At 48.2% G+C, this 24531-nt stretch carries 23 protein-coding genes and 1 tRNA gene; 10 read left to right on the forward strand and 14 right to left on the reverse strand.

Features of this window, described 5'->3' with window-relative positions:
* The first annotated feature begins 184 nt into the window (after positions 1-184).
* The gene (gene hemH / locus ACFORK_RS16730) at positions 185-1234 is read left to right on the forward strand and encodes a ferrochelatase (RefSeq protein WP_379200891.1); all 1050 of its coding nucleotides are present in this window, start codon (positions 185-187) and stop codon (positions 1232-1234) included.
* A gap of 56 nt (positions 1235-1290) precedes the next feature.
* Here hemH and ACFORK_RS16735 read toward each other — a convergent pair whose 3' ends face one another.
* The 3 genes from ACFORK_RS16735 to ACFORK_RS16745 form a co-directional block, all read right to left on the reverse strand.
* Complete coding sequence (locus tag ACFORK_RS16735) at positions 1291-1743, reverse strand: IDEAL domain-containing protein (RefSeq protein WP_379200892.1); 453 nt, start codon at positions 1741-1743, stop codon at positions 1291-1293.
* Positions 1744-2517: 774 nt separating this feature from the next.
* Complete coding sequence (locus ACFORK_RS16740) at positions 2518-4335, reverse strand: adenine deaminase (protein WP_379200893.1); 1818 nt, start codon at positions 4333-4335, stop codon at positions 2518-2520.
* Positions 4336-4607: 272 nt separating this feature from the next.
* Entirely contained in the window at positions 4608-4985 is a 378-nt protein-coding gene (locus ACFORK_RS16745; protein WP_379200895.1) for a PH domain-containing protein, read from the reverse strand.
* Positions 4986-5263: 278 nt separating this feature from the next.
* Here ACFORK_RS16745 and ACFORK_RS16750 point away from each other — a divergent pair, with 278 nt between their 5' ends.
* From ACFORK_RS16750 to ACFORK_RS16760, 3 genes are all read left to right on the forward strand, one after another.
* Positions 5264-5428, forward strand: coding sequence for a hypothetical protein (locus tag ACFORK_RS16750; RefSeq protein ID WP_379200897.1), 165 nt, complete (start codon positions 5264-5266; stop codon positions 5426-5428).
* Between the two features lie 94 nt (positions 5429-5522).
* A complete protein-coding gene (abc-f, locus tag ACFORK_RS16755; protein WP_379200899.1) occupies positions 5523-7622 on the forward strand; it encodes a ribosomal protection-like ABC-F family protein in 2100 nt (699 codons plus the stop codon).
* A gap of 273 nt (positions 7623-7895) precedes the next feature.
* The gene (locus ACFORK_RS16760; protein ID WP_379200901.1) at positions 7896-8369 is read left to right on the forward strand and encodes an ASCH domain-containing protein; all 474 of its coding nucleotides are present in this window, start codon (positions 7896-7898) and stop codon (positions 8367-8369) included.
* A gap of 93 nt (positions 8370-8462) precedes the next feature.
* Here ACFORK_RS16760 and ACFORK_RS16765 read toward each other — a convergent pair whose 3' ends face one another.
* The 3 genes from ACFORK_RS16765 to ACFORK_RS16775 all read right to left on the reverse strand — a co-directional run bounded on the left by ACFORK_RS16765 (position 8463) and on the right by ACFORK_RS16775 (position 10435).
* Positions 8463-8615 carry a hypothetical protein gene (locus tag ACFORK_RS16765; RefSeq protein WP_175371189.1) on the reverse strand — a complete coding sequence of 51 codons (153 nt, stop codon included), beginning with the start codon at positions 8613-8615 and terminating at the stop codon, positions 8463-8465.
* 206 nt (positions 8616-8821) lie between these two features.
* A complete protein-coding gene (locus ACFORK_RS16770; protein ID WP_379200904.1) occupies positions 8822-9439 on the reverse strand; it encodes an NUDIX hydrolase in 618 nt (205 codons plus the stop codon).
* Between the two features lie 42 nt (positions 9440-9481).
* Entirely contained in the window at positions 9482-10435 is a 954-nt protein-coding gene (locus ACFORK_RS16775) for a TRM11 family SAM-dependent methyltransferase (protein ID WP_379200906.1), read from the reverse strand.
* A gap of 347 nt (positions 10436-10782) precedes the next feature.
* On the opposite strand from ACFORK_RS16775, the gene ACFORK_RS16780 reads away from it, so the two are divergent.
* The gene (locus ACFORK_RS16780; RefSeq protein WP_379200908.1) at positions 10783-12138 is read left to right on the forward strand and encodes a dipeptidase; all 1356 of its coding nucleotides are present in this window, start codon (positions 10783-10785) and stop codon (positions 12136-12138) included.
* Positions 12139-12241: 103 nt separating this feature from the next.
* Here ACFORK_RS16780 and ACFORK_RS16785 read toward each other — a convergent pair whose 3' ends face one another.
* A complete protein-coding gene (locus ACFORK_RS16785; RefSeq protein ID WP_379200910.1) occupies positions 12242-12523 on the reverse strand; it encodes a hypothetical protein in 282 nt (93 codons plus the stop codon).
* Between the two features lie 188 nt (positions 12524-12711).
* On the opposite strand from ACFORK_RS16785, the gene ACFORK_RS16790 reads away from it, so the two are divergent.
* Positions 12712-13389, forward strand: coding sequence for a DUF1796 family putative cysteine peptidase (locus tag ACFORK_RS16790; protein WP_379200912.1), 678 nt, complete (start codon positions 12712-12714; stop codon positions 13387-13389).
* Positions 13390-13410: 21 nt separating this feature from the next.
* Here ACFORK_RS16790 and ACFORK_RS16795 read toward each other — a convergent pair whose 3' ends face one another.
* From ACFORK_RS16795 to ACFORK_RS16815, 5 genes are all read right to left on the reverse strand, one after another.
* Positions 13411-14289: a cation diffusion facilitator family transporter gene (locus ACFORK_RS16795; protein WP_379201247.1), complete on the reverse strand. Its 879-nt coding sequence runs from the start codon at positions 14287-14289 to the stop codon at positions 13411-13413.
* Positions 14290-14917: 628 nt separating this feature from the next.
* Positions 14918-15748, reverse strand: a complete 831-nt coding sequence (locus ACFORK_RS16800; RefSeq protein ID WP_379200914.1) for a DUF3800 domain-containing protein — start codon at positions 15746-15748, stop codon at positions 14918-14920.
* A 253-nt stretch (positions 15749-16001) separates the two neighbouring features.
* Positions 16002-16075, reverse strand: a tRNA-Gly gene (locus ACFORK_RS16805).
* Positions 16076-16159: 84 nt separating this feature from the next.
* Positions 16160-18286 carry a putative bifunctional diguanylate cyclase/phosphodiesterase gene (locus tag ACFORK_RS16810; protein WP_379200916.1) on the reverse strand — a complete coding sequence of 709 codons (2127 nt, stop codon included), beginning with the start codon at positions 18284-18286 and terminating at the stop codon, positions 16160-16162.
* 259 nt (positions 18287-18545) lie between these two features.
* Positions 18546-19505 (reverse strand): aldolase catalytic domain-containing protein, encoded by a 960-nt coding sequence (locus ACFORK_RS16815; RefSeq protein WP_379200918.1) that lies wholly within the window; start codon positions 19503-19505, stop codon positions 18546-18548.
* A 186-nt stretch (positions 19506-19691) separates the two neighbouring features.
* On the opposite strand from ACFORK_RS16815, the gene ACFORK_RS16820 reads away from it, so the two are divergent.
* The 4 genes from ACFORK_RS16820 to ACFORK_RS16835 all read left to right on the forward strand — a co-directional run bounded on the left by ACFORK_RS16820 (position 19692) and on the right by ACFORK_RS16835 (position 22427).
* Positions 19692-19934, forward strand: a complete 243-nt coding sequence (locus tag ACFORK_RS16820; protein ID WP_379200920.1) for a FeoA family protein — start codon at positions 19692-19694, stop codon at positions 19932-19934.
* Positions 19931-21943, forward strand: coding sequence for a ferrous iron transport protein B (gene feoB / locus ACFORK_RS16825; protein WP_379200922.1), 2013 nt, complete (start codon positions 19931-19933; stop codon positions 21941-21943). The genes ACFORK_RS16820 and feoB overlap by 4 nt, the downstream gene beginning before the upstream one ends.
* A gap of 59 nt (positions 21944-22002) precedes the next feature.
* Positions 22003-22182, forward strand: a complete 180-nt coding sequence (locus tag ACFORK_RS16830) for a FeoB-associated Cys-rich membrane protein (RefSeq protein ID WP_379200924.1) — start codon at positions 22003-22005, stop codon at positions 22180-22182.
* A 107-nt stretch (positions 22183-22289) separates the two neighbouring features.
* Positions 22290-22427, forward strand: coding sequence for a hypothetical protein (locus tag ACFORK_RS16835; RefSeq protein ID WP_379200926.1), 138 nt, complete (start codon positions 22290-22292; stop codon positions 22425-22427).
* A 91-nt stretch (positions 22428-22518) separates the two neighbouring features.
* Here ACFORK_RS16835 and ACFORK_RS16840 read toward each other — a convergent pair whose 3' ends face one another.
* Complete coding sequence (locus tag ACFORK_RS16840; RefSeq protein ID WP_379200928.1) at positions 22519-23001, reverse strand: hypothetical protein; 483 nt, start codon at positions 22999-23001, stop codon at positions 22519-22521.
* Positions 22998-24518, reverse strand: a complete 1521-nt coding sequence (locus ACFORK_RS16845; RefSeq protein WP_379200930.1) for a leucyl aminopeptidase — start codon at positions 24516-24518, stop codon at positions 22998-23000. The genes ACFORK_RS16840 and ACFORK_RS16845 overlap by 4 nt, the downstream gene beginning before the upstream one ends.
* Between the last annotated feature and the right edge of the window lie 13 nt (positions 24519-24531).

The following is a 24531-nucleotide window of genomic DNA, read 5'->3' on the forward strand; positions in this document are numbered from 1 at the left end:
ATAAAATCACAACCCCTATAATAAACATCACTATTTTCTAGTTATTTACTATTCATTGTTATTCCTCTCTCATATCTTACATTTTTTGCTTGCTGTAAAATTGCAATGATTACACTAATTGTGCAACTCGTGTTAGGTATGCTATTTTAACAGGATGCCAAGACGAAGGGAGTTGATCGACCCTGTGAACAAGCAACCACCTATCGGGGTCATTCTTGCTCAAATTGGAACACCGTCACAGCCTAGTGCCAAAGCAGTGCGCCCTTATCTGAGACGCTTTCTGTCCGACCGCCGGATTATCGACTATTCACCATTGCTATGGCAGCCCTTACTGCGCGGGATCATTCTGCGTACCCGGCCCCGCCGCTCAGCAGAGCTGTACCGGCAGATTTGGGGAGTGGACGGCTCGCCGCTGCTCACCCATTCCTTAGCGCAGCAGGCTAGGCTGCAACAGCTGCTGGGCAATCGCTATCAGGTCGAGCTGGGTCTCGCCTACAGTGAGCCGGGTATGGAACAGGCTGTACTCAAACTTGAAAAATCAGGGATAACACGGATCATTATCGTTCCGCTATTCCCGCAGTATTCTTCAACGACAACCGCCTCTATGTATGATGCAGCCGCCTTTGCGGCACTTGGGCGACGCAGCGCACGTGGTCCGGCATCCAAGCGATTTGTACCAGCCCTCCGCTTCATGGAGGCTTATTATGATGCACCCGGCTACATCACGGCCATGAAAAATCATCTCCACCGCCTATTGGAAGAGATGGAGGACAAGCCTGATTATTACGTTCTAACCTTTCACGGCATTCCGAAGCGGTATGCCGGCACCGGCGATCCATATCCGGAGCAATGCAAAGAGACAGCCAGGCTGCTGGCTGAAGCCATGGGCTGGGAACCAGGAGAATGGCAGCTTGCTTTTCAATCCCGGTTCGGACGGGAAGAATGGGTTGGACCAGCAACAGCAGCTGTACTTGGCGAATTGGCAGGACGGGGAATACGCAGACCGGCGATTTTCTCACCAGGTCTCGTAACGGATTGTTTGGAAACCCTGCATGAGCTTGCTATAGAAGGGCGAGAGTTATTCGTAGCAGGCGGCGGACAAGAGGAGAATTTCACTGCTTTTCCTTGCCTAAACAGCGAGGAGGATTGGCTGTCCTTTCTGGCCCATCAGGTGGAGCAGAATGCACTGGGCTGGATAACGCACACAAGCCGCCCTTCCGCAGATCATCTCTGATCCGAAAAAGGGCGGCTTGTACTACCGGTAACGGCTCTATGGACTGAACGTCATACTTATACGCCCAGTTGCTTATATTTGTCAGTCAATTCATCAAACCACTGCTTATCCTGCATGGACAACGCGACATCAATCAACTCGGCAATTTCACTCCGTGTAAGCTCAGGTGAATCATTGAAACAGATCTCTGCGGAGGCTTCGGCCTCCCCTTCCACTCCTTCGGCGAAATCGTAGGAAAAGTTCAACTTGATCTCACTTTCCAGGAATTCATTCCGGAGAAAATATAGCACTTCGCACATCAGAACAGGTCTGACCTGGTCCTCGAAGACACATTCCATCACCTTCGCCCAATATTGCTTGTTGCTGAGGTGCAGCTTGTCATTGGTCAGGAGATACTTCTCCCCTTGAAAATCATTGACAAATCTCAGCTCGAGCGGCTCCATTTTGAAAATACCGGCAATTTGCTTCATGGCAATATCCACAATGTCCTGCGTTCCTAATCTGATCATCTCTGATGCACCCCTTCTCTTGAATAACCGCCATTAATTTTATTACTTTGAAATAAACCGACACATTAACAGTAGCTAATATAAGAAGAACTTCCTCCACTACTATATAGGGCGCTTAAAAGTAATACACAAAGCGAAGAAAAAAGAACTTATAATAAGAGTCTCTAAGTGTAATTAAGTGCATTTTTGTACCTTAAATCCTCTGTAATTAAGGGTTAGTGGAGATTAAGTGCAGAATTGCACCTTAAATCTTCCATAATGCCCGTCTAACGTGCTTTTTTTGAAAAATAAGATACAATAACGCCCTTATTTCCCCTATTCACTAATATTAAAGAAAAATAAAGTACAAAAATGCTCTTAGTTGGAGTATCTGACCCTCTTTTTCACTGTTAATACAGCTGGTGAAGGGAATATACTGCTTCTAGCCGTTGAAATCTGGCGATAGCCCATGCTTCCGAGTGCTAGCTTTCCTATGAAAAGCTTTCAGGGCGAGTGCTTCGTGCCTACAATTCCAAACTTTCCCTTTCGTTCCTTCTCGCTTTGGTTATTTTCTTTTGTTCATCTTATATAGTTAATGATTTTATACTATTTTTACAAAGAAAATGATTCAATTTTGTTATATTTGTTTAATATATATCCTTTTCATGATCAAGCACAGCCTAACTTATTAGTAAAAATAGAAAGAGCTGCCACAGTAGGGCAAAACACCCTTCATGGCAGCTCTTTTCCCGTTATATCCGGGTCATGGCTCTATTAAAGTAGCACTGTTTCTATTTAATCTTGGACAAACAGCGGCACCAGTTGTATCCCGTCTTCCGGGGAAATCCGCACCAGGCCCTTATCGGAAATGCGAAGGGTCGGAATCACCGCAAGCGCAAGCAGCGACAAGGTCATAAAGGCATAATTCAACGTACAGCCCGCATTGTAAAGTGCGGTGCTGATGGCCGCTGACTGGGCAGCTGCGATCTCGAACGGCTCGGCGGACATCAGTCCGGCGATGGCCAGCGGGAATAAGGTTTCTCCAGACGCTGTGATTACCGCTACGCCACCTTGTGCATCAGCGACTGCATTTGCGGCACGGGCCATAAGCTCGTCATCATTCCCGATAACCAGCACATTGTGGCTATCATGGGCCACAGTCATGGCGATGGCCGCCGGTTCATGGAAGCCGATTCCTTCCACAACTCCGACCGACTTGTTGCCTGTCCCCTTGTGGCGCTCCAGCACAGCAATTTTACACAGTCCGTCACCTTGATCCACTTGCAGCTTGCCATCCTCGACAGGAAGGGTAAGGATGCGTTCGATGGTCTCTACATGGTTCTCCCGAACCTTGATGACCCGAGTGGACAACGTTCCCGAAGTTATTGGAGCTGTGATCACAAAATCCTCAGCGCTCGGACGCTGCGCCAAGTGGACCGAAGCCCTTACATCCGCCGGATAGGTGAAAGCTGGCAGCTGCGCTGTCATTGCGCCATTCTCGGCCACTACGACGCCCGCGGCGATGGTTAGCACAACATTAACATCTGCCAGATTACCATCAAGCAGGATAATATCGGCATAGGAACCCGGCGTAATGGAGCCGATATCCCGGGCTACGCCAAAGCGCTCCGCCGTGTTGATCGTCGCCATCTGGAACGCGGTCACCGGCTTCACGCCCTGAGCAATGGCATGACGCACCACAAAATCCATATGCCCCTCATCGCGCAGGGATTCAGAGCTACGGTCATCGGTCACGAGCATGATTCGGCGCGGATCAATCCCATGCTCCGTATGAGCTGTGATCGTCTTCGCCACATCATGCCAGGCGGAGCCACGGCGCAGCTTGGCATACATGCCGAGCCGAACGCGTTCAATAACATCTTCTGCCGTCACGCACTCATGGTCGCCCGTGACACCCGCTGCCGCGTAGACTGGAAGTCTCCAGTCGCTGGAAGGCCAAGTAAAGTGCCCGTCCACCTGCCGACCAGCCCGCAGCGTAGCCTGGATTTCACCCAGCATCTTCTCGTCTCCATAGACAACGCCCGGGAAGTTCATTACCTCACCTAGCGCGATCACATCCTCGCCCCAGGTAAAAGCTTCTGCTACTTCCTCCGGGCCAATAGCCGCACCGGTGGTCTCAAACTCCGGTCCCGCCGCTGGCACGCAGGATGCTACCTGCATATATCCCGCCAGCGGCGTCCCGCGCAGCTCATCCAGCATCAGCTTGATGCCTTTTAACCCGAAAACGTTGGCAATCTCGTGTGCATCGAAGAACCCTCCGGTCGTGCCGAGCGGCAGCACCGCGCGAGCAAACTCCGTCGCAGTTAACTGGGTGCTCTCAATATGGCAGTGACCATCGAGCAGGCCAGGAGCAATATATTTTCCAGCCGCATCAATGATCTGTGTGTCCTCACCAATCAAATGGGAGACATCCTTGCCCACATAAGCGATGCGTCCTCCCTGTATCCCAACAGACATTCCATCCAAAATCTCGCCGGAGATCACATTCACTAGCTTGCCGCCGGTAATTACCAGCGTAGCCGGCCGGTCGCCACGTGCTGTAGCCACAAGCTCCGGTACACAATCTGCCAAAGGTTTTCTCTCAAAAGTCATCGTGATCTCCCCCTCTTTTATTTATCAGCGTACCCATAACTGATCTGCCCGTATTCTAAGAAAAACGGCTACCTCATCCCGGAAGAGACAAGAGCCGTTTTGCCGCAAGTGCAGACGTTTTTGAAATTGTATATCGCCGATGGTTCCCTGCTCCAGTAGCAGGTTCGTTCCAACGATTATCTTACGTTCCCAGCAGTACGTCAAGCACTGTATAAGGGGGTGCCGCCAGCAGGAATAACGTAACCGCTACCACCTCGTAATCCATCATAAAACTACTTCAAAATATATTGCGACAGGACCGACTGCACCTCATAAATATTTACGTTTTTGTTGAACGTCTTCTTAATAGGAACTGCGCTGCTGGAAATGTATAGACACAGCTCGGCATCGAGATCCAAATGTCCCGCCGTCTCCACCGAGTAATGGGAGATGCTTTTGTAAGGGATGGAATGATACTCCGTTTTCTTCCCCGTCATCCCTTGCTTATCGACCAGAATGAGCCGTTTATCTGTAAAAATAAACATATCCCGGACCAGCTTGTAGGCTCGCTCAATCTTTTCATCAAGGATCAGAATCTGACCGTATTCCTTGCGCACTGCAGCCAGATCCACCTGTGAAGCATTGCCCAATATTCCGTCAAAAAGCGCCATTGGCCCTTCCCCATTTCTGTCCTGTAATTTGACGACCGCCTTCCGTCATATACTCATATTATTAGAAATTTCGGCAATCATTCGAGGTAATGACCAGGAATTCGCAATTTTTGGCTTGCTTATTTCAGACGAATTGATTAGTATTAATGTAAATTTGCAAGCAGAAACGGCTTTGCCGTCCTCTCAAGGGACGGTATCCGTTTCAGCGAGAAATAAAAGGACAATGTATAGCGTAAAACATATAATTCCTTATATTGCAAAAAAGGGGGTGTGGTAGGATGGATCGCAATTGGACCAACAGTGTTATTAGCCGGCTGCCTTTGGCAATGGCTGGCATCGTTAATGAAAATGCCAACAACGGGAGAAGTCTGTCCATTTTCAGGAACTCAATAACACTACACAATTGCGAGATGCCCTTCCTGCCATCACCCGAGCGGATATAATTATCGGAGATGACAAGACCGTGGGGATATTTCCCTGCGGTCTTTTTGTATTAGTGTAACGGCGGATGAAGGGTGTTCTAAAAGGAGAATACCTATGATTATTCAATGTCAAAATGTCCAAAAATACCACGGCGCCGAGCTCGTGCTGAATAGCATTACCTTTGAAATCCGCCAAGGCGAGAAAATCGGCCTGATCGGCCGTAATGGCTGTGGCAAAACCACTCTCTTCCACCTGCTCAGCGGCGCTGAACGCCCGGATCAAGGACAAATCTCGATCCGCAAAGGCAGTGTTGTCGGGATGCTGGCGCAGATTCAAGATTTTCAGGAAAATGACACGGTGTATGACATTCTGCAGCGCAGCTTTGCTGAGACGTTGCAATGGCAGCATCGCTTGCGGGAATTAGAGCAGGAGATGTCCCTACTGAACGCTGAAACCGATGAAGCACACTGGAATCGGCTGCTTCGGGAATACGGTAGCCTTCAGGAAAAGTTCGAGAATGCTGGCGGTTATGAGATCGAAGCCAACATCCAGCGGGTGTCCGCAGGGCTAGGCATTCAACAAGAGCAGTATGACCGCCTCTTCACCTCCCTCTCTGGCGGGGAGAAAACCAAGGTCGGCCTGGCTGAGTTGCTGCTGCGCCGTCCCGATGTACTGCTGCTCGATGAGCCGACTAACCATTTGGACATGGCGGCCATCGAATGGCTGGAGCAGTTCCTGCAGGACTATGATGGCACCATCCTCGCGATTTCCCATGACCGCTACTTCCTGGACGCGCTGGTGAAGAAGGTGATAGAGATTGAAGATGGTGAGGCCATCACCTATCACACGAATTACAGCGGATATCAGAAGGAAAAAGAGACGCGCTTGCTCCAGCAGTTTGCGGATTACCAAGAACAGCAGAAGAAAATCAAACAAATGCAGGAAAGCATCAAACGACTGATTGAATGGGGCAACCGCTCTAATCCACCGAACCCTAGCTTCCACCGCCGGGCTGCCTCCATGCAAAAGGCTCTGGATCGAATGGTTAAGGTGAAACGCCCGATTCTGGAGCGAAAATCGATGGATTTGCAATTGGAGCAGAATGACCGCTCCGGGAATCAGGCGCTAATCTTGGACCGGGTTGCCAAGTCTTACGGTGAACGCCTACTGTTCAAGGATGCCAGTGAAGTTCTGCGATACGGTGAAACAACAGCCCTGATCGGCGGCAACGGCGCAGGGAAAAGTACGCTGCTGCGAATGGTGCTCGGCGAGGAAACTCCGGACAGCGGCAGCTGTACGTTGGGTTCCCGGGCCGCTGTCGGGTATCTCGCTCAGGAGGCCGTTCCCGGGGACGGCGGGCAATCTGTCCTCCGGTATTTCCGGGAAGAAGCGGGACTTGAGGAAGGCGAAGCCCGCGGGCAGCTGGCCCGCTTCCTCTTCTTCGGAAGCGATGTGTTCAAAGACATAGCGAACCTGTCCGGCGGCGAATGGACCCGGCTGCGGTTCGCAGTGCTAATGCACCGTCGTCCGAATCTGCTGATTCTCGATGAGCCGACCAACCATCTCGATATCGATTCCCGCGAAGCGCTGGAAGAAGCACTTGAGGAATTCCCGGGTACCGTATTGGCCGTCTCCCATGACCGATATTTCATCAACCGCTGCTTCGGCAAGTTGTGGTGTATTGAAAACGGCCGATTCCATGCCTTCCAGGGGAACTATGAATACTATAAAGAAAAGCAGGCTGAATTAGCGGCCTCTGCCGGTGTGTCACAGCAAGACGCTACGGCAACAGGAAAGAATGCTGCTGGCTCGTCACAGCGAAATGGTACTGGAGCAGCATCCACGGATACTACCCGTTCCTCATCCAATAATGTCACTGGAGCAACGGATAAGAATGCCAGTACTTCCGGCAAACACGCTGGCTCCCGCCTGGCTCCATCACAAACAGGTGGTGCCAGAGCTAAAGGTTCCGGGAAGAAGAAATTCGGAGGCTGGGGCTCTTCTCTCCCTACCCGTTCTCAAGCTGTCTGGGAACAGGACATCGCTGCTGCGGAACAGGTGCTCGGAGACATCGATGCCCGGATGATGGACCCGCTAATCGGCAACGATGCAGCTGTGCTAACAGAGCTTCAGCAAGAGAGGGATGCTGCGCAGGAGAAGCTGGATGAGCTCTACTCCGCCTGGATGGAAGCCGCAGAAGGTGCTGTAGAGTAACACAGCAGCTGGCTGCATCTGGCACGCGCCGGGGAGCACACGTGTATTTAATGTGAGAAAGAGACGCTGAACCCAAGCGTTGAAGCAGAGCGTTATTGGATGCGATTTACGATAGATACGATATACGATATACGATAGATGCGATACGATACGATAAAATGCGATTTACGATAGATACGATAAGATGCGATAAAAAGACGGCTGTGAGAAAGCCGTCTTCCCCCCATCTTTTGGCCCGCGGGAAGACCCTATATAACAACTGGAGTGAATACTATGAATAACACTGAACAAATCGAGCAATTTTGGCAAGAATACCTCCGCGTACATCCCGAAGCTGGGGAGCACTATGTGGCCTGGGCCTTTGGTGATAGCCCGGAGATGGCTGACGAGCTCCTGGACCTCGTGCTGCGGGGAATCAAGACAGGAACATCCTCTAACTATGCAATGTATGAGCTGGAAGGGGGAACGCCGCCTCACGTCGGCGACCACGCCATTCTCCTGAACGGGCTGGGCCAGCCGAAAGCGGTGATTCTAACCACGAAGGTGGACATTCTACCCTTTAACGAGGTTGGTGAGGAATTTGCCTTTACGGAAGGTGAAGGCGACAGAACACTGGACTATTGGCGTGCTGTCCATGAGGATTTCTTCTCTCGGGAGGCAGATTTCTGGAATGTAGCTTTTGACACCGGGATAATGGTCCTGTGTGAGAACTTTAAAGTTGTCTATTCGCCATCCCCCACCCTCTAAAAACACCAAAAAGGCTGCCTCTTCAAATCGAAGAGTGCAGCCTTTGTTATATGCGGCTAAAGTTATAGAATAAATGTGTACTTTGTGCTGGTTCTAACGCCAAATGCCCATAATCCAGCCAAAGACCGAAATCCATAGCGGGATGCTGATCAGAAGGCCCCACAACAGCCCGGTAGCGATATTGCCTTCCGCAGGACGTTTCACACCCTCCTGTTGCAACGGAAGTCTCAGTTCTTCTTGTTCCATGCGATCCCCTCCTAAAATATCTATCGTCACAGCAGAGGAAAAAATGTAGACCGCCTGGCCCAAAAAGTAAAAATTTTAATCTTTTTTTAGATATAAAGGCTCAGCGGGCTTTAAAATTGTAAGTGCTTACATAATGGATATTAACCACTTTTTCCGGCATTCGAAACGCCTGCACACCGGGAATTCATACATTATATGCATGACCCCTAGTCCAAAATGACTGCCTTGTCGGGATTTTGCAAGTATTCAAACATAGTCTGCAGTTGAGTCTTCGTATTCCGTTCTTCCGAAAGCTCTGGCAACTCGTCTACCCCGAAGAAAGCGACCCCACTGGTCTCCACTCCTACGGCAGCCTCACCGCCGGTAATTCGGCAGAGGATGAACAACTTGTAGATATGGTAAGGTTCCGGAGGATGCTGATGAAACTTTTTATCCAGTACGGCGAGTAAGCGGACTGCCTCGGTCTGAAAGCCCGCTTCTTCAGCAATTTCCTTAACGACCACCTCACTCGGGGATAGACCAATATCCGCCCAGCCGCCGGGAAGCGCCCATTTGCCATCCAGCTTCTCACGGACGAGCAGAATCTTGTCTTCACGGAACACTACACCCCGGATATCCACTTTGGGCGTACAATACCCTTCCTCTCCTGCGAAAGACAGCCTGATTTTCTCTTTGCTCTCATAAGAATAGTTGGCCAGAATATCCACACTTAGCTCACGAAGCGCCTGATAACGCTCTACATCATACACATCTTTGGCATAAGCAAGACCCGTCTGTGCAATCGCCTGAATTTCTTTAGCCCAGGATAACCATTTCTGTTCCATGAATAATCCCTCTTCTCCTTAGATTCCCCCGCAAGGTACAGTCTATTGGCAGAGCATGATGTGACGGGAAAAGCCCGCCTTTTTGGCAATACAACGATCCTTGATCGTAAATCCGGCATCCGTAATCATTTCATCCATAGCCTCAATCGCCACAATCACAGCACGGTCGGCAATTCGCCGGGTATTGGTCAGAATGGAGAATTGTTCTTCGGGTGTAATGCTGGAATACAGGTTATAAGGCATGTCTACGAATGCAAAGTCATAGTGTTCCTGAATATCGGCGATATCCCCCAAGGTAACATCACTGCTGTATCCAAAATGGGCGATGTTCGTTCTAGCTCCAGTGGCAATCATAGGATTGATATCCCGGCCCACAATATCGATACCCATAGATAGGGCCTCTACCATCACTGTACCTATTCCGCAGCAAGGGTCAATCGCCTTAATGCCCTGCGGATCTGGAATACCCATGTTAATGGCTGCCCGGGCCACACGTGTGCTGAGCGCAATGGAGTAACTGCGAGGTTTTTTCATATGACGGAACCAATCCGCGTTATTCTTATGGTAAGGCCCGAAGTACCAGCGCCCGCCCAAGGTCACAATGCCATATACCAACTGCGGAGAGTTCACATCCGCTTCGCCTTCAATGCGTAGGCCAATTTCCCGCTCAATTCCTCTGCGCGCATCATATTCGATTTTATTCTCAGCCGTCAGATCGTTGGTCTTGACGAAAATAACTTTAAACGTCTTCTCCCCAACCTGCACCTGTTCAGTTTGTTCATAGATCTCGGGCAGACTATCACCCGCATACATCACATCAATCCGTTCCTTAACAAAAGGACTGCGGCTGACGTCTACTTCAATATCGCTTGCAAAAATTGATGGGCCCACGTTCTGCCCAAACAAGCAGCGCAGCTCCATCTCACATAGGGATTCTTCGTCCACCGAGCTAGCGTAAGTATAGATAAATGCAGGTGTTTTAACCTCTTTATGCAAAATCGTCCCATCCTCTGTTCATATAATCGTTCCGGTTACCTCCATACAGCTTGCAGTTTGCAGCTTGTACAGCACTTCGCCTATTAGGTTTACCCAGTCTATCATGGTTACTGCTTAGTAATCAACAATCGGGAGAGAAGCGGCAAGCGGCGCTACATCAAGGAAAACGGGAGGGACTGGCTCCATTTTGCAATCCTTTTTGCTCACTTTGGCGTTCTCCAGTATAATGTTTCCTGTAGCACGCATTCTAAGAACGGTAGTAAAGACTAGACTCTCGGTTCAATGACCCTCTGGCTAGACCTTAAGCCCGTCGTGCGGGCATACATTTTAAGGAGGTACATATCACTATGTCGTACGAATCTTATTTTCAAACTCACCGGGACGCTCATCTCGACGAGTTAAAACAGTGGCTTACCATTCCAAGCATCTCTGCCTTGTCTGCGCACAAGGATGATGTTCTGGCGGCGGCACACTGGCTGCTGGATACATTGAAACGGGCCGGGCTGGAGAACATCGAGCTGCATCCCACTGCCGGACATCCTGTCATATATGCCGATTACCTTCATGCGCCGGGCAAGCCGACCATCCTGGTCTATGGCCATTATGATGTACAGCCGGTAGATCCGCTGAATCTGTGGACGACCCCACCTTTTGAACCGGAAATCCGGGATGGCAAGCTGTTTGCCCGCGGGGCAACAGACGATAAAGGTCAAGTCTTCCTGCACATCAAAGCGATTGAGGCCATCCTGAAGGAAGAAGGCACCCTCCCGGTTAACATCAAGCTCTGCATCGAGGGCGAAGAAGAGATCGGCAGTGCACATCTGCCGCCATTCCTCGAAGCTAACAAAGAGAAGCTCGCAGCAGATGCTGTGCTTGTCTCCGATACCTCACTGCTGGAGCGCGGTCGCCCGGCCATCTGCACAGGACTGCGCGGTCTCTGCTCGCTGGAAGTCACTGTAACGACTGCTCTGACCGATCTGCACTCCGGCTCGTACGGTGGTGGCGTTCCGAACGCTCTGCATGCCCTCGTATCGCTGCTGACTAGCCTGCATGACGATAAGGGCCGTGTCGCGGTGGAAGGCTTCTACGAAGGCGTTCCGGAATTGTCCCCGCTACTGCGCGAAGAGTTCGCCAAGCAGGGCGTAGACGAGAACAAAATCAGAGAAGGACTTGGACTGGATTCGCTATATGGCGAAGAAGGATACAGCTTCGTAGAGCGGATTGGCGCTCGGCCTACGCTTGAACTGAACGGCGTGTACGGCGGTTTCCAAGGCGAAGGCAGCAAGACGGTTATCCCTAAAGAAGCACATGCCAAAATCACCTGCCGTCTCGTAGGTGACCAAGATCCACAGCATGCCCTCGATGTCATCGAGGCTCACCTAAAAGCCAATATTCAAACTGGCGCGAAGGTACATGTGAAGCAAATGGAGAAGGCACGCGCCTTCAACAGTGATCCGTCACATCCAATCCTGCAAACCGCAGCCGATGCCTATGGCAAAGTGTACGGAACCCGTGCGCTGTTCACCAAAGACGGTGGCTCCATTCCAATCATGGAGAGCTTCGCTCGGGTGTTGGAAGCACCAGTGGTTCTGATGGGCTTTGGTCTCGACGACGAGAATCTGCATGCACCGGATGAGCATTTTAACCTGGAGAACTTCGATAAAGGTCTGCTGACCATTGTTGAGTTTTTGAAAACAGTATAAGACAATTACGTTAAAGCCCGACCTCCCATTTAAGGAGGCCGGGCTTTTTTGCGATAACCTGATAATTAATGAACCTATGTAATAGCGCTAGGAGCTCATCTTCTCAGTAAACCCAATGACGGATAAGCTTTTGGACCATAAAGGCATATGGATTCACAGCGACTTTAGATATGGTAATGAAGAACGGGACAGGATCACTTATTCCAATATCAATTCCACTACTATGCGAAATTTCTGGCTGCTCAAGTCCATATTGCTCTGTCAGTCTATCTCGGGTTTTACTATCAATTACGTTATTAGTCTGGGCATCAATATAACCAGGTTGACCGAGGACCAGCACTAGAGTAAGTAAGGCCATAAGCAGGGTTAAATATTTATTTTTCATCGTATAGCTCCTAAATTCATTCCTTTAGTTGGCAGGGTGTGATTGTGATGCATTCAAGAATTCTATTTTAGCGTTTCTGGGACAATATGTAAATAGCGATATCCTCTACTTCCCTGTCCAATCCATTCAGAGCATGCAAACATATAACTTACTAAATGGATAGAATCTGATTAGAACAGGGTGATTACATGAAACTAAAAGAGGTTAAAAAAAGCTATGATTTAATCGTCAGCTTAGGGATGTCCTGTGCACCTGCTATAAATCTCAGAAGAAACAATCTAAGGAAGTTCGCCATGCCTCTCGACTGGATGATCTCGTTTTCGTTGAGTGATGTGAACAGACTTTATAGAAACAAGTTTCAGAGCTTTATGGAGTTCGAAAATTTGCACATGCTAGAGGATACCCATTTTCTGCTGGATGATGGAGCACCTATTTATCCTGGGGGAAATGAGAACACTCCGGTAAAATCCTATTTTATCAAAGACACACAGTACAATATTATCTCCGTCCATGATTTTCCGATCATTGAGGGTACGGATTGGACTGCCTCCTATCCATCGTATAAAGCCAAACTCAATTTTCGTATCTCACGATTCTGGGACCGCTTAACGAGAAGCCAGAGCACGTTATTCGTCAGATGGGCCAGTCATTATGAACAGGCGGTAGAGCTTCGCGAGGTATTGTCTCAGTATTTGCAAAAAAACAGCTTCACCGTACTAATTCTGAATCCTGTACCCGACCTCCAGTCTGTTAGAGAGATCAATTGGAATATTGACAACATCTGTGTCTTGGAAGTCCCTGAGGACATGAATGATTATGATAGCTGGGATTATATCCTGAAGGACATCCAATTGAATGAGGATTAATCTTGGCAGGATCTGCTGAATTTACAACGGTTGGCTTGCCAACTTCTCATGTTCTGGTTCAATGTGAATCATCACCTGGGCACGTACAAATGTTGCTTTAATGGTTTGTTCAATTTCATCGCATAGCTGATGCGCAGTATTAACATCCATCATGGATGGGATCACCAGATGAAAATCCACATACTCTTCCGGACCCGACCTGCGGGTGCGAAAATCATGAAACTCAATATATCTCCCTTTGAAGGATTCAATGAGAAGTATGATTTCTTTCTCCTCTTCCTCTGCTAATCGCGCGTCTATCAAAGGAGGAAATGATTCCTTAAGCAGCTTGAAGGCTTCTCTCATGATATAAATGGCCAAAACAATCCCGATCACTGGGTCCAGTACCGTCCATCCCGTGAGGGTAACCAATAATAAACTGAATGCAACCCCCAAAGATGTGAAGACATCAGTAAGCAGATGCAGTGCATTTGATTTCATCGCAACAGAATGAAGTTCTTCAGCCTTCTTTTTAACTTTCAGAGAAACCACAAAATTGACACCGCCCCCGATAACCATAACAAGGATGCCCAGGAAGGGGAATTCGATTTCCGTCGGATTCATTATTTTATGAACACACTCATAAATAATCCAGATCCCAGCTACAAAAATAAGTAATGTTTCCACTGTGCCTGAAATGTTCTCTACTTTGCCATGGCCATAAGGGTGACCTTTATCCGCAGAACGCCCTGATATTCGCACCGAGATGAACGCAATCAACGAAGCAACTAAATCCAGCGCAGAGTGGATCGCTTCCGAGATAATGGCTACCGAACCTGTAACTATTCCGATGACAAGTTTTAAAGAAACGATAAAGGTATTGCTAAGCACAGATAGGAAAGCAGTCTTCGAGCCATTCAAGAGCTTCACAACCTTTTTTCCAGGATTAAGTAAAACTTAACAGACAAATAGCGAGTGGGTCTAGAGAAACCTTGTTGTAAAGCCACAATGAAGTATGCCCTATTTTAAAGTTTTTCCAATGGGAAAGAAAATAAGTACTAAAATAAGTACGACAACCCTTAAAATTAAGGACATATCAGACGACAGTTATGCCACAGAAAAATGACATTAGATAGCTCTAACTTTAAATATATGTACACAAAAAGAGCTTGCCCTCTAGCTACAAGCCCTTTTTCTTATTTTGTATTTAATAAGTGCTTACATCGATCGGTGCTATTACTTTCATAAGTGATGAAGATCCCTCAAATGTTAATACAGGACTCAACCTTAGACTGGGCTAAGCTAGCTGTCATAAAGTCATTATCATAGCGAGGGAATTGTAATTTCGGGTATAAAAAACTCATTCTAGACTATACTATTTTGTGGATAATTATTGGATAAGTTGCTAATAAATTTGCTTAATCCCAATAAAATTCATCAGCCAGTATTGCAATAAGGCTTTTTTGGGTATATATTTAATGTATCAGAAGCCCTGTCTTCTCCGAACGCTTAAGTTCCACTTAGGCCAATTATGTAGGAGAGATGGGGTTTATTTTTTTATATACTTAGGAGCAATTCTGTGTTCATTAGGGATGAAAAGCCAATGTCTGTATGGATGGTTCCACCTGTCCTCAATGTTCTTATATCCAGTTGAAACCCCGATGTTAAAATTCGGATATATTCCTCGTATTCTGTTGTTTATATGTTTGTAAACCATCTCTTTTGCAACGGTTCTCTTTCCCCTTCTTTTTTCTCCTTCTGGTATAATCTTATGAAAATCGTGAAGTCTAAAATACATTGACCCAAGAACCACATCCATATATTGCATTAATACATGGTTATGTGACTTGACTTCTGTGATATCCTCTTTTCTGATTCTAATTTTTGCTTCTGTAAATTCCCTGGTCAATTGGATTCTTTCAATGTGGTCCTTAAATTCAGAGGCATCTTTCGGGGAAACAGGTAATTCATCAAAATAAATACGCAATGATAAATCTTCTAAAGAAGTTGGATTGGAGTACTTTAAGCCAAATGCGTGTTTGAAAAATTGATAATATAGCATTTGGTATTCTTTGGTTCTCTGCTCAGTTGAAAGGTTTATCGCCTCAAAGTAATTCTGTGTAAACATTATTCTAATCTTAACAGAATCTTCTTGTATAAGATCAAATAAAGTATCCATCAAAGCAATGTACTTTTCAACATATTGCAGTGTGACCTTTTGCCACTTAATTTCACCATTTAAACCTAACTCACGTTTTTTATTTTCTAAGATTTCAGTCACCCATTGGTTATCATGAGATCGAACTAGGGCCCCACCATAAAAGTTCCCAAATCTAGGTCCTTCATCATTTGATTCATCCATATAGATAATATACTGCACCTTAGATTCCCCCTAAACTCCATCCTTATACTCCTCATTATACTATATTTTGGAATGTACATTATCAATAAAAAAGCTCCCCGGTTGAAACCAGAGAGCGGATTAGTATCTGATAAAAGCATTGAAGACCACAATTCACAATGTTCTAACTTAGCCCCATTTTCTGCCCCATTGGAATAAAATATATAGTAAATGTCGCCTTATACGCAACAAAAAAACCCTTGCAGTGCAAGGGTTTGGGTTATTTAAATGTTGGAGCGGGTGATGGGAATCGAACCCACGCTATCAGCTTGGAAGGCTGAAGTTCTACCATTGAACTACACCCGCAATGAAATTGAATACAAGAGATATCTTATCATTCTTCAGCTCGAAATGCAATACTTGGATTTGCCTAAGTTGAAATTCCTGGAATCAATGCGGCAAACCCAGCATAGGAGACTGGAGAAAAGAGACCTCGAACTCCGCGGCCCGGATCGGCTTGCTGAACAGAAAGCCCTGCCCCTCATGGCAACGCTGCTGGCGCAGGAATTGTAGCTGTTCCTCATTCTCGACGCCTTCGGCGGTGACTTTGAGCTTCAGGTGGTGGGCCATGGACGTAATGGTTGAGACGATCGCCGCATTGTTGCTGTCCTCCATCACTTCAGCCACGAAGGAGCGGTCGATCTTGAGCCGGTCAATCGGCATATTCTTGAGGTAATGCAAAGAGCTATAGCCTGTGCCGAAATCATCTATGCTGATGAACACACCAAGCTCCTTGAGCCGTTTCAACTGTTCAAATGCTGTCTCCTTATCCAAGGTCATACTCTCCGTGATCTCAAGATCAACATAACTTGGGTCCAGCCCAATGTCTGATAAAATGCCGCCGATCTTGCCAGCTAGGTTAGGCTGCAGGAACTGGCGCATCGACAAGTTAACGGATACGCAGATGGGCCGGTAGCCGGCCTCCTGCCATTTTTTATTTTGCAGACAGGCAGTCCGCAGCACCCATTCCCCTATAGGCACGATGAGCCCACTCTCTTCAGCAATCGGGATGAAGTCGGCCGGGGAGACCAGCCCGCGCTTGGGGTGATTCCAGCGCAGCAGCGCCTCCATCCCCACAATTTCTTCCGTTTCTAGCTGTACCTGTGGTTGATAGACCAGATAGAACTCGTCCCGCTCCAGCGCTCTCCGCAGATCATTTTCCAGCTTTAAGCGCTCCTTGGCCTTCATCTGCATAGCCGGTATGTAACGCCGGATGTCTACGCCCTGCTCCTTGGCATTATGCACGGCCGTATCCGCATTCTGGATCAATTGTTCAGCCGTCTCTCCATCCCCCGGGTAAATGCTCAATCCCAGACTTAGCGAAATATGATATTCACTCGATTCCAGATTAACCGGCGTCTCAAACAGCCCCAGCAGTTCCCTGGCCCGAACCAGGTAATCCTCCAGGCTGTCTCTCTCCTTCATCAGAAAAGCAAACTCATCTGCTCCCATACTAAAGAGCTCTTCATGGTGCCTAGCATCGGAGCCGATACGCTGTGAGACCATCTGCAGAAGCAGATCTCCGGCAAAATGGCCCAGAGAGTCGTTAATATTCTTAAAATGATTAATATTCAAAATAGCGACTGCGGAGAGACTCTTTTCCTCGTCCTTGTTCGTGTTCTTGATCATTTCTTCTACACGCTGCATCAGGCGGCGTCTGTTGGGCAAGCCCGTCAGGTCATCATGAAAGGCCAGATAATTAATGCGGGCTTCAATCTGCTGTTTCTCATGGAAGGGCTCCTCAATCGTTAGCCGATAAATCCCGGTAAGCAGGAAATAATAGGCCACTGCGCTGCAAATCATCCCGAACAGATAGTCCACATCGCCAAGGTGAAGAGGATACATATAGAATGTTTGCCCAAGAGCGAAGAAAATCAGGGCTCGGATAATAATTAACAAGGATGCGGATTTCTCCTGCTTGTCTGGAAAGAGTATGGCGACAACGCCGATCAGATAGAGGATAAGTACGGCAATATCCACAATTTGTTTCAATGTGCTTTCACTGGCATCCATCAGAAGTTGGGGGAAAATCGCTCTTCCGGAAAAGAATACACTCAGAGACAGCACAATGAGCATAAGAGACACCCGAAACACTCTGCTCTTATGCGAGTAGGAGACGGCAGGGGATTTTCGGCTGAAAATAAACAGGATACCAAGCGCACTGGCCAGACGCGATGCGGACAGCAGCCACAATGATTCATCAGAGCTTATGTAGAAAGATATCCAGGGAATACCGACAAAGCTGAGTATATGCAGGAAATCAAAGATACACACTCCTAAAAACAGCGCAGAGGCGTATAGTCTCGCTCTGGACAATCTGTTCGAGAAAAATAGCCAGCCCTGTGCAAAAATTGCGAACCCGAAAGCAACACTGCAGCAGCCAGCAATAAGGTATAACGCTGACAGTAAGGACCAGTCGTCATCCAGATTTAACGATGAATGAAAAATCTGAATCAGAAGGAACAGTAGCGCCCCCAGTATGGCCGCACGAATTGTTTTTTTCTCTTCTTGTCTCATAAGTCCCTCGCGTCCGAAAAAATAATATCTATATTTATTTCTGATAGTGAATGGAATGGATTTTTTTACCCTATGTATAAATATCGGTTGAATCGGTCTCTAAAGTTACAGCGTTCTTTCGACAATATAAAAGTGTTATCGACAGACACTATTAATCTTCCGCCTATATTTTTGCATTTTAACGAAGAAGGTTTTAGCATTTCGCAAAAAAAAGCACCTTCCCCAAGACGGGGTCAGTGCTTGTTGTGAAAGCTGCCGTTTATTTTTCCCCAAAGGTAACTTCCGGTGTTGTGAGCTTGTCATAGAAATCTACCGATTTGTCCTTGTCTTCCGATGAACGGAGAGCCATGGCTGAGCGGGGATGCTCGTCAAGCGTACCGGTGATCATGTAAGGAATGATATAGCCCCACTCCTCTTTTTCACGCAATGGAATCATCAGGCGTTCCACAACGTCCAGCACCGGGCGAAGTTTGTAATTTGTATTTTTCAAGTGAGTAACGAGCAGCTCTGTCGGGCAATTACCCGCTGCACGTCCCATACCGTAGCAAGAAGCATCCAGCAACTCCACACCATTCTCGGCAGCTACAAGCGTATTGGAGAAGGCCAGTTGCAGGTTGTTATGAGTATGAACCCCTAGGCGTTTGTTCGGAAGATGCGTCTTGAACTTGTCCACCAGATACTTCATATCATTGTGATCCAGGCTACCATAGGAATCTACGATGTACACTACATCAACAACACTCTCATTGATCAGTTCGAAGGCTTCCAACAGTTCGTTCTCCATCACATTCGACAGTGCCATAATGTTGATGGTGGTCTCATACCCGAGGTCATGGAAGGTCTGCACCAACTGCAGTGCTTTGTCTACATCTTTGCTGTAGCAGGCTACCCGGATCAGGTCGAGCATGCTTTCGCTACGCGGCAGGATATCATTCTCATCTACACGGCCGATATCGACGAGCGCAGAGAGCTTCGTGTGGCCTTTTTGCGGGATTACCTTGCGCAGGAAGTCATCATCCAGGAAACGCCAAGGTCCGGCGCCTTCGGCACCCTTCAGCAATTTGGGCGAATTCTTGTACCCGATCTCCATATAATCAACACCTGCTTCATTCAAGCCGGCGTACAATTGTTGAACAAATTCCACGCTGAAATCCCAGTTATTCACTAGACCTCCGTCGCGGATGGTGCAATCGACGATTTTGCTCTGATTAGTCTTCACGATTCGTTCTCCCTTCAACTATGCAATCATGGATTATCGTTCAATAATACTTTAATGAAGATTAAAATGTAAAGCTATTTTCCTTCAGGCAACAATGACGAAAATCACAGAGTTTCCTCATAAATCATGCTACATTACATAAAAAGACCATTGAGATTGATTATCAATATCTTATGGAGGGTTATTATGACTCTGCACCCCTGTACTCTGCTCCAACTACCATCCGGCGCTACTGGTTCCATTCATAGAATAGAAGGCATTAACCCCATCCTCCGTCGACGTCTAGCCGATCTTGGCGTTCTGGAGGGTGTCCTTATTCGACTTAAAGGAAAAGGCCCCTTTCTCGGTCCCATCACCCTAGAATGCAACGGCCAGCTGTTCGCTATTCGCCGGAAGGAAGCTTCCAGAATAGAGGTTAACCTCTTATGAGCGCTATCGCACTGGTCGGCAATCCCAATACCGGAAAAACCTCTCTTTTCAACACACTAACTGCTTCCTACGAGTATGTAGGGAACTGGGCGGGTGTAACCGTCGAGAAAAAAGTCGGCAGCCTCAAGAACGGCGCAGGCAAGATCATCGACCTGCCCGGCATTTACTCCCTGCATCCACTTTCTCGCGATGAAGGCGTAGCTGCCCAGTACCTGATTGAAGAATCGCCCGAAGCACTGATCAATATAGTCGATGCTTCCCAATTGGAACGCAACCTTCTGCTTACGCTCCAATTGCTTGAGTACGGCAAACCAACCGTGCTGGGTCTGAACATGATTGATGTGGCTACGGCGCGTGGCATTCATGTCAACCCAGAAGTTTTGCAGGACAGGCTTGGCATTCCTGTACTTCCGCTGGTAGCGAGAACTGGCAAGGGCTGCAAAGAAATTCTGAGCCTTCTCGGACAATCCACGGACATCCCTCCTGTCCACTTCAAGCTCCATTACGGGGAAATCGCGGAAGCTACTATCTCTTCGATTGAGCAGGAATTGCGCCACCTGGAGGATTTGCCGAATCACCGTTGGATCGCTTTACAACTAATGGAGCTGAATCCCGTTGTCTTAGATTTCCTGAAAGCTCGCATGGATGTCAGCAAGTTATTGCAGCTTGGGGATGCCTGTCAGAGCGAGCTACAACGCAAGAAGCTGGCCTTGACATTGCCCCAGTGGCTCCGTTCGGTCCGGATGGACTATATCACCTCGTTATGCCTGGAAGTGCTGGACAGAGCAGATCAGAAGCCGCACAACCTAACCGAAAGACTGGATGCCCTTCTGACACATCGATTCTGGGGACTGCCTTTATTTATCTTAATCATGTATGCCTTGTTCAAGACTACCTTTGATTGGGTCGGTGGTCCGTTGTCAGATATCGTGGACGGACTGATCTCGGGCCCAGTCAGTGAAGGTGCCAATTCCCTGCTAGGATTCCTCGGAGCCTCCAATTTTACACATGCGCTGATCGTCGACGGTATCATTGCTGGCGTTGGTGGTGTGATTGTATTTGTACCACAGATCTTTATCCTCTTCCTGATCATCTCGTTCCTAGAGGATTCCGGCTACATGGCCAGGGTGTGTCTACTGATGGACAGTACGATGGAACGGATGGGGTTGAACGGCAAGGCTTTTATCCCATTTATTATCGGATTTGGCTGTAACGTACCGGCCATTATGGCTGCACGAAGCATTGAACAGCCCAAAGACCGGATGCTGACCACACTGCTTATGCCACTGATGTCCTGCTCTGCACGACTCCCGGTGTACGCTTTGTTTGCAGCAGTCTTTTTCCCGGAACGGCAGGCCTTTGCTGTACTTTCCATGTATGTTCTAGGCATTGTCTTTGCATTGATTCTATGTAAAGTATTCTCCAAATTACTATTTAAAAATGAGTCCTCTGTCTTCATGATTGAGCTGCCTCCTTACCGGATGCCGCAGTTGAAGACTCTGTCGCGCAGCACCTGGGAGAAGGGCAAGGGCTTTCTGCGCAAAGCCGGAACCATTATCCTGGCAGGCTCCGTCATCATCTGGCTAGTCTCCTATGCCGGACCGGGTGGACTCGATGTCGCGATGGATGATAGTTATCTGGCCAAATTCGGCGGACTGATCGCTCCGTTGCTGGAGCCGCTCGGCTTTGGCACATGGCAGGCAGGCTCCACGTTGGTTCCTGGTTTTTTGGCAAAAGAAGTCGTTGTCTCTACCATGAACATTATCTATCACGCCCCGGATACTGCCGGGCTGGAAGGCCAGATTTCCCAAGTGTTCACACCGCTAAGCTCCATCAGCTTCATGATCTTTATTCTGCTCTATATTCCTTGTCTGGCTACCGTCGGTGTGATCAAGAAGGAGACAGATTCCTGGAAATGGACATTCTTCTCCATGGGCTATTGCCTGGTATTGGCTTATATCGTGTCGCTCCTTGTTTTTCAGGGCGGGCGGCTGCTTGGGTGGGCGTAAGCTGTGAGGATGAATCAGATAATTGAACCGCAGTCAGCGGTAGAAAGCGGGGAGGAAACATGATCAACGTTATCATCATTGGGCTTGTATTCGGCTACTCAGGCTGGATGATTTACCGTCATGTACAGAAGGGAAAACAAGGCGCTTGCGCCGGTTGTGACAAAGGCAAGACCTGTTCTGCAGCTTCCCTCGACTCCCCGCTCTCCTGCAGCGGCGGAAGCGTCAAGGGCAAACGCTAACCCCTCTTGGAATCTGGTTTCCATTAATATCTTGGTTTAATTCTCTTCGGTCACGGGTATGTTTGTGTTATGTACAGACTGCAGACTAGACCGAGGAGGTGCACACAATGGGTGCTAAAAAGACGTTATTGACCACCGCGGCGTTGGGAGCTGTATATCTGTTGCGGGATAAAAAGACCCGAGACAAAGTGATGAATGGCATTCAATCCTTTGCCGAGCAAATTACTTCACGACGCGGCAATTGATTCTGGATGGACCTTCAAGAAGAGATAAAAGACAGTGCTTTCCCCACGAATCGGGAGGCACTGCCTTTTTTGTTCATTCAACTAACATATTTTATGACTCCTCAATGAGCTCCTTTACTTTTGAAGCAAACATGCTCCAACTTGTATCATAGCCCGCATTAAACGTCCACCCGCTGGACCGCAGCTTCTCACCTAAATAAATGTAATCGTCGCGTTGCTTATCGTTTAGGCTGACAGCTAAAGCTCCGTCACCTGCCTTGAAACTGTTCATGTAATCATGTAGCTTCCAAAGGATATCTTCCTTATCCTCATCTGTTTCCATGCCCATATGTAAGATTATCGAATCCATCGCATCCTCTAGTTTTTGAGTAATAAGAGCTTCATTGTTCCAGTTATTCTCTTGTTGATACAGTATAGTTGCTTCTAATTGTGACAGGTTGCGGTAAATATGAGCATTCAATAATTCATTTCTCAATTCTTGTCTGCTGTCCGCACGTTTATGATTCATAAATAAGGTAACATTCCCGAAAAGTGATGCTACTAAAATTACTTTAATCCAGTCTAATTTCTTCATACTTCCTCCAATAATCCTCCAGCCTGACTGAGCAGCCATTCCAGCAGCGTACGGACCATTACGCCGGACGCCCCCTTGGGATTGAGTCCACGTTCCCTTGATAGGAACGCCGTTCCGGCAATATCAAGATGTACCCAGGGCAATCCTTCGGCAAAGGTACCGATAAACAATCCGGCGGTCGTTGCGCCGCCATATCTTCCGGCACTGCCGCGGATATCCGCTACCTCGCTCTTGAGCATATCCCGGAATTCGGGATATGCCGGCAGCTGCCATATCTTTTCACAGACACTGTCACTTGCCGCTATAATCTCTTCCAACAGGGCTTCATTGTTCGTGACAGCCCCAGTCGCAATATCACCAAGCATAGACACTACAGCCCCGGTTAGAGTTGCCACATCCACAATACGCTCCGCACCCCATTCCCTAATGTAGGTGAGCGCGTCTGCTAGCACAATCCGTCCTTCGGCATCTGTATTGAGTATTTCGATGGTCCTCCCGCTGTAGGATGTAACGATATCGCCGGGCTTGAACGCATTTCCTGCCGGCATATTTTCCGCTGAAGGAATGGCCATCACTACATTGATGCGCGGCCGCAGACGCCCCAGCGCCTCCATGACACCCAGTACCGCAGCGGCACCGCCCATATCGCTGATCATGTCCTCCATACCAGGGGCCCTTTTCAAGGATATTCCTCCTGTGTCAAAGGTGATGCCTTTACCGACCAGCCCGGTGACATTCTCCCACTCGTCTGTACCCTGATAACGGATCACGATCATCCGCGGTGGATTGACGCTGCCTTTGCCCACGGCGATCAGTCCACCCATGCCCTTTCTTTCGATTTCCTGCTCATCCAGAACCTCTGCCGGAAAGCCGTATCGCTCTGCTACGGCAACGGCGGCAACGGCCAGATCTGACGGAACCAACAGATTGCCCGGTGTATTCGTCAGGTCACGTGCCAGATTCGTACCCTCGCCAAAGGCTTGCCCCCGCTCAAGTCCAGCTCTCCATCTAGCCGCTCTTTCCTCTTCTATCGCACCCTCCTGATGGATCAAAAGATGATCTATACCGAACTGGGGCTGATCCAGCTTGTAATGCTTCCGGCGGTAAGCCCCTAGTATAAAGCCCTCGCTTAGCGCATGCGCGGCCTCCATGTCTGACAACCCTGCTGTTCTCAGAGCGAAGTCCTGCGGCAATTGTATGATTACTCGCTGCACCTTCAATTTGAGCGCTGTTCGGACAAGCTGAGCCGCCCATAGTCGCAAGCCTGATTTATCCAGAGAACCGGATCCTATTCCGGTCAAAATAGCTAAAGAACAAGCCGGATGATCTTCCAGCGGCAGTGCGTAAGTCTGGTTCAGCTTACCCTCAAACAATCCTGCCTTGTTCAAACCGTGTAATCGTCTATCCCATTCTGCAGATATGCCGCCATGCTGAGCTTCCGACTCCGCGATCATCAGCACAAGGGCATCAGCCTGTACGGAATCACCCAGTCTTCCACTGCTCCATTCAATATTCATTGTAATCCCTCCA

Origin of the sequence: Paenibacillus sp. GCM10012306 (assembly GCF_042649265.1) — a bacterium.
Classification (GTDB): Bacteria; Bacillota; Bacilli; order Paenibacillales; family Paenibacillaceae; genus Paenibacillus_AQ.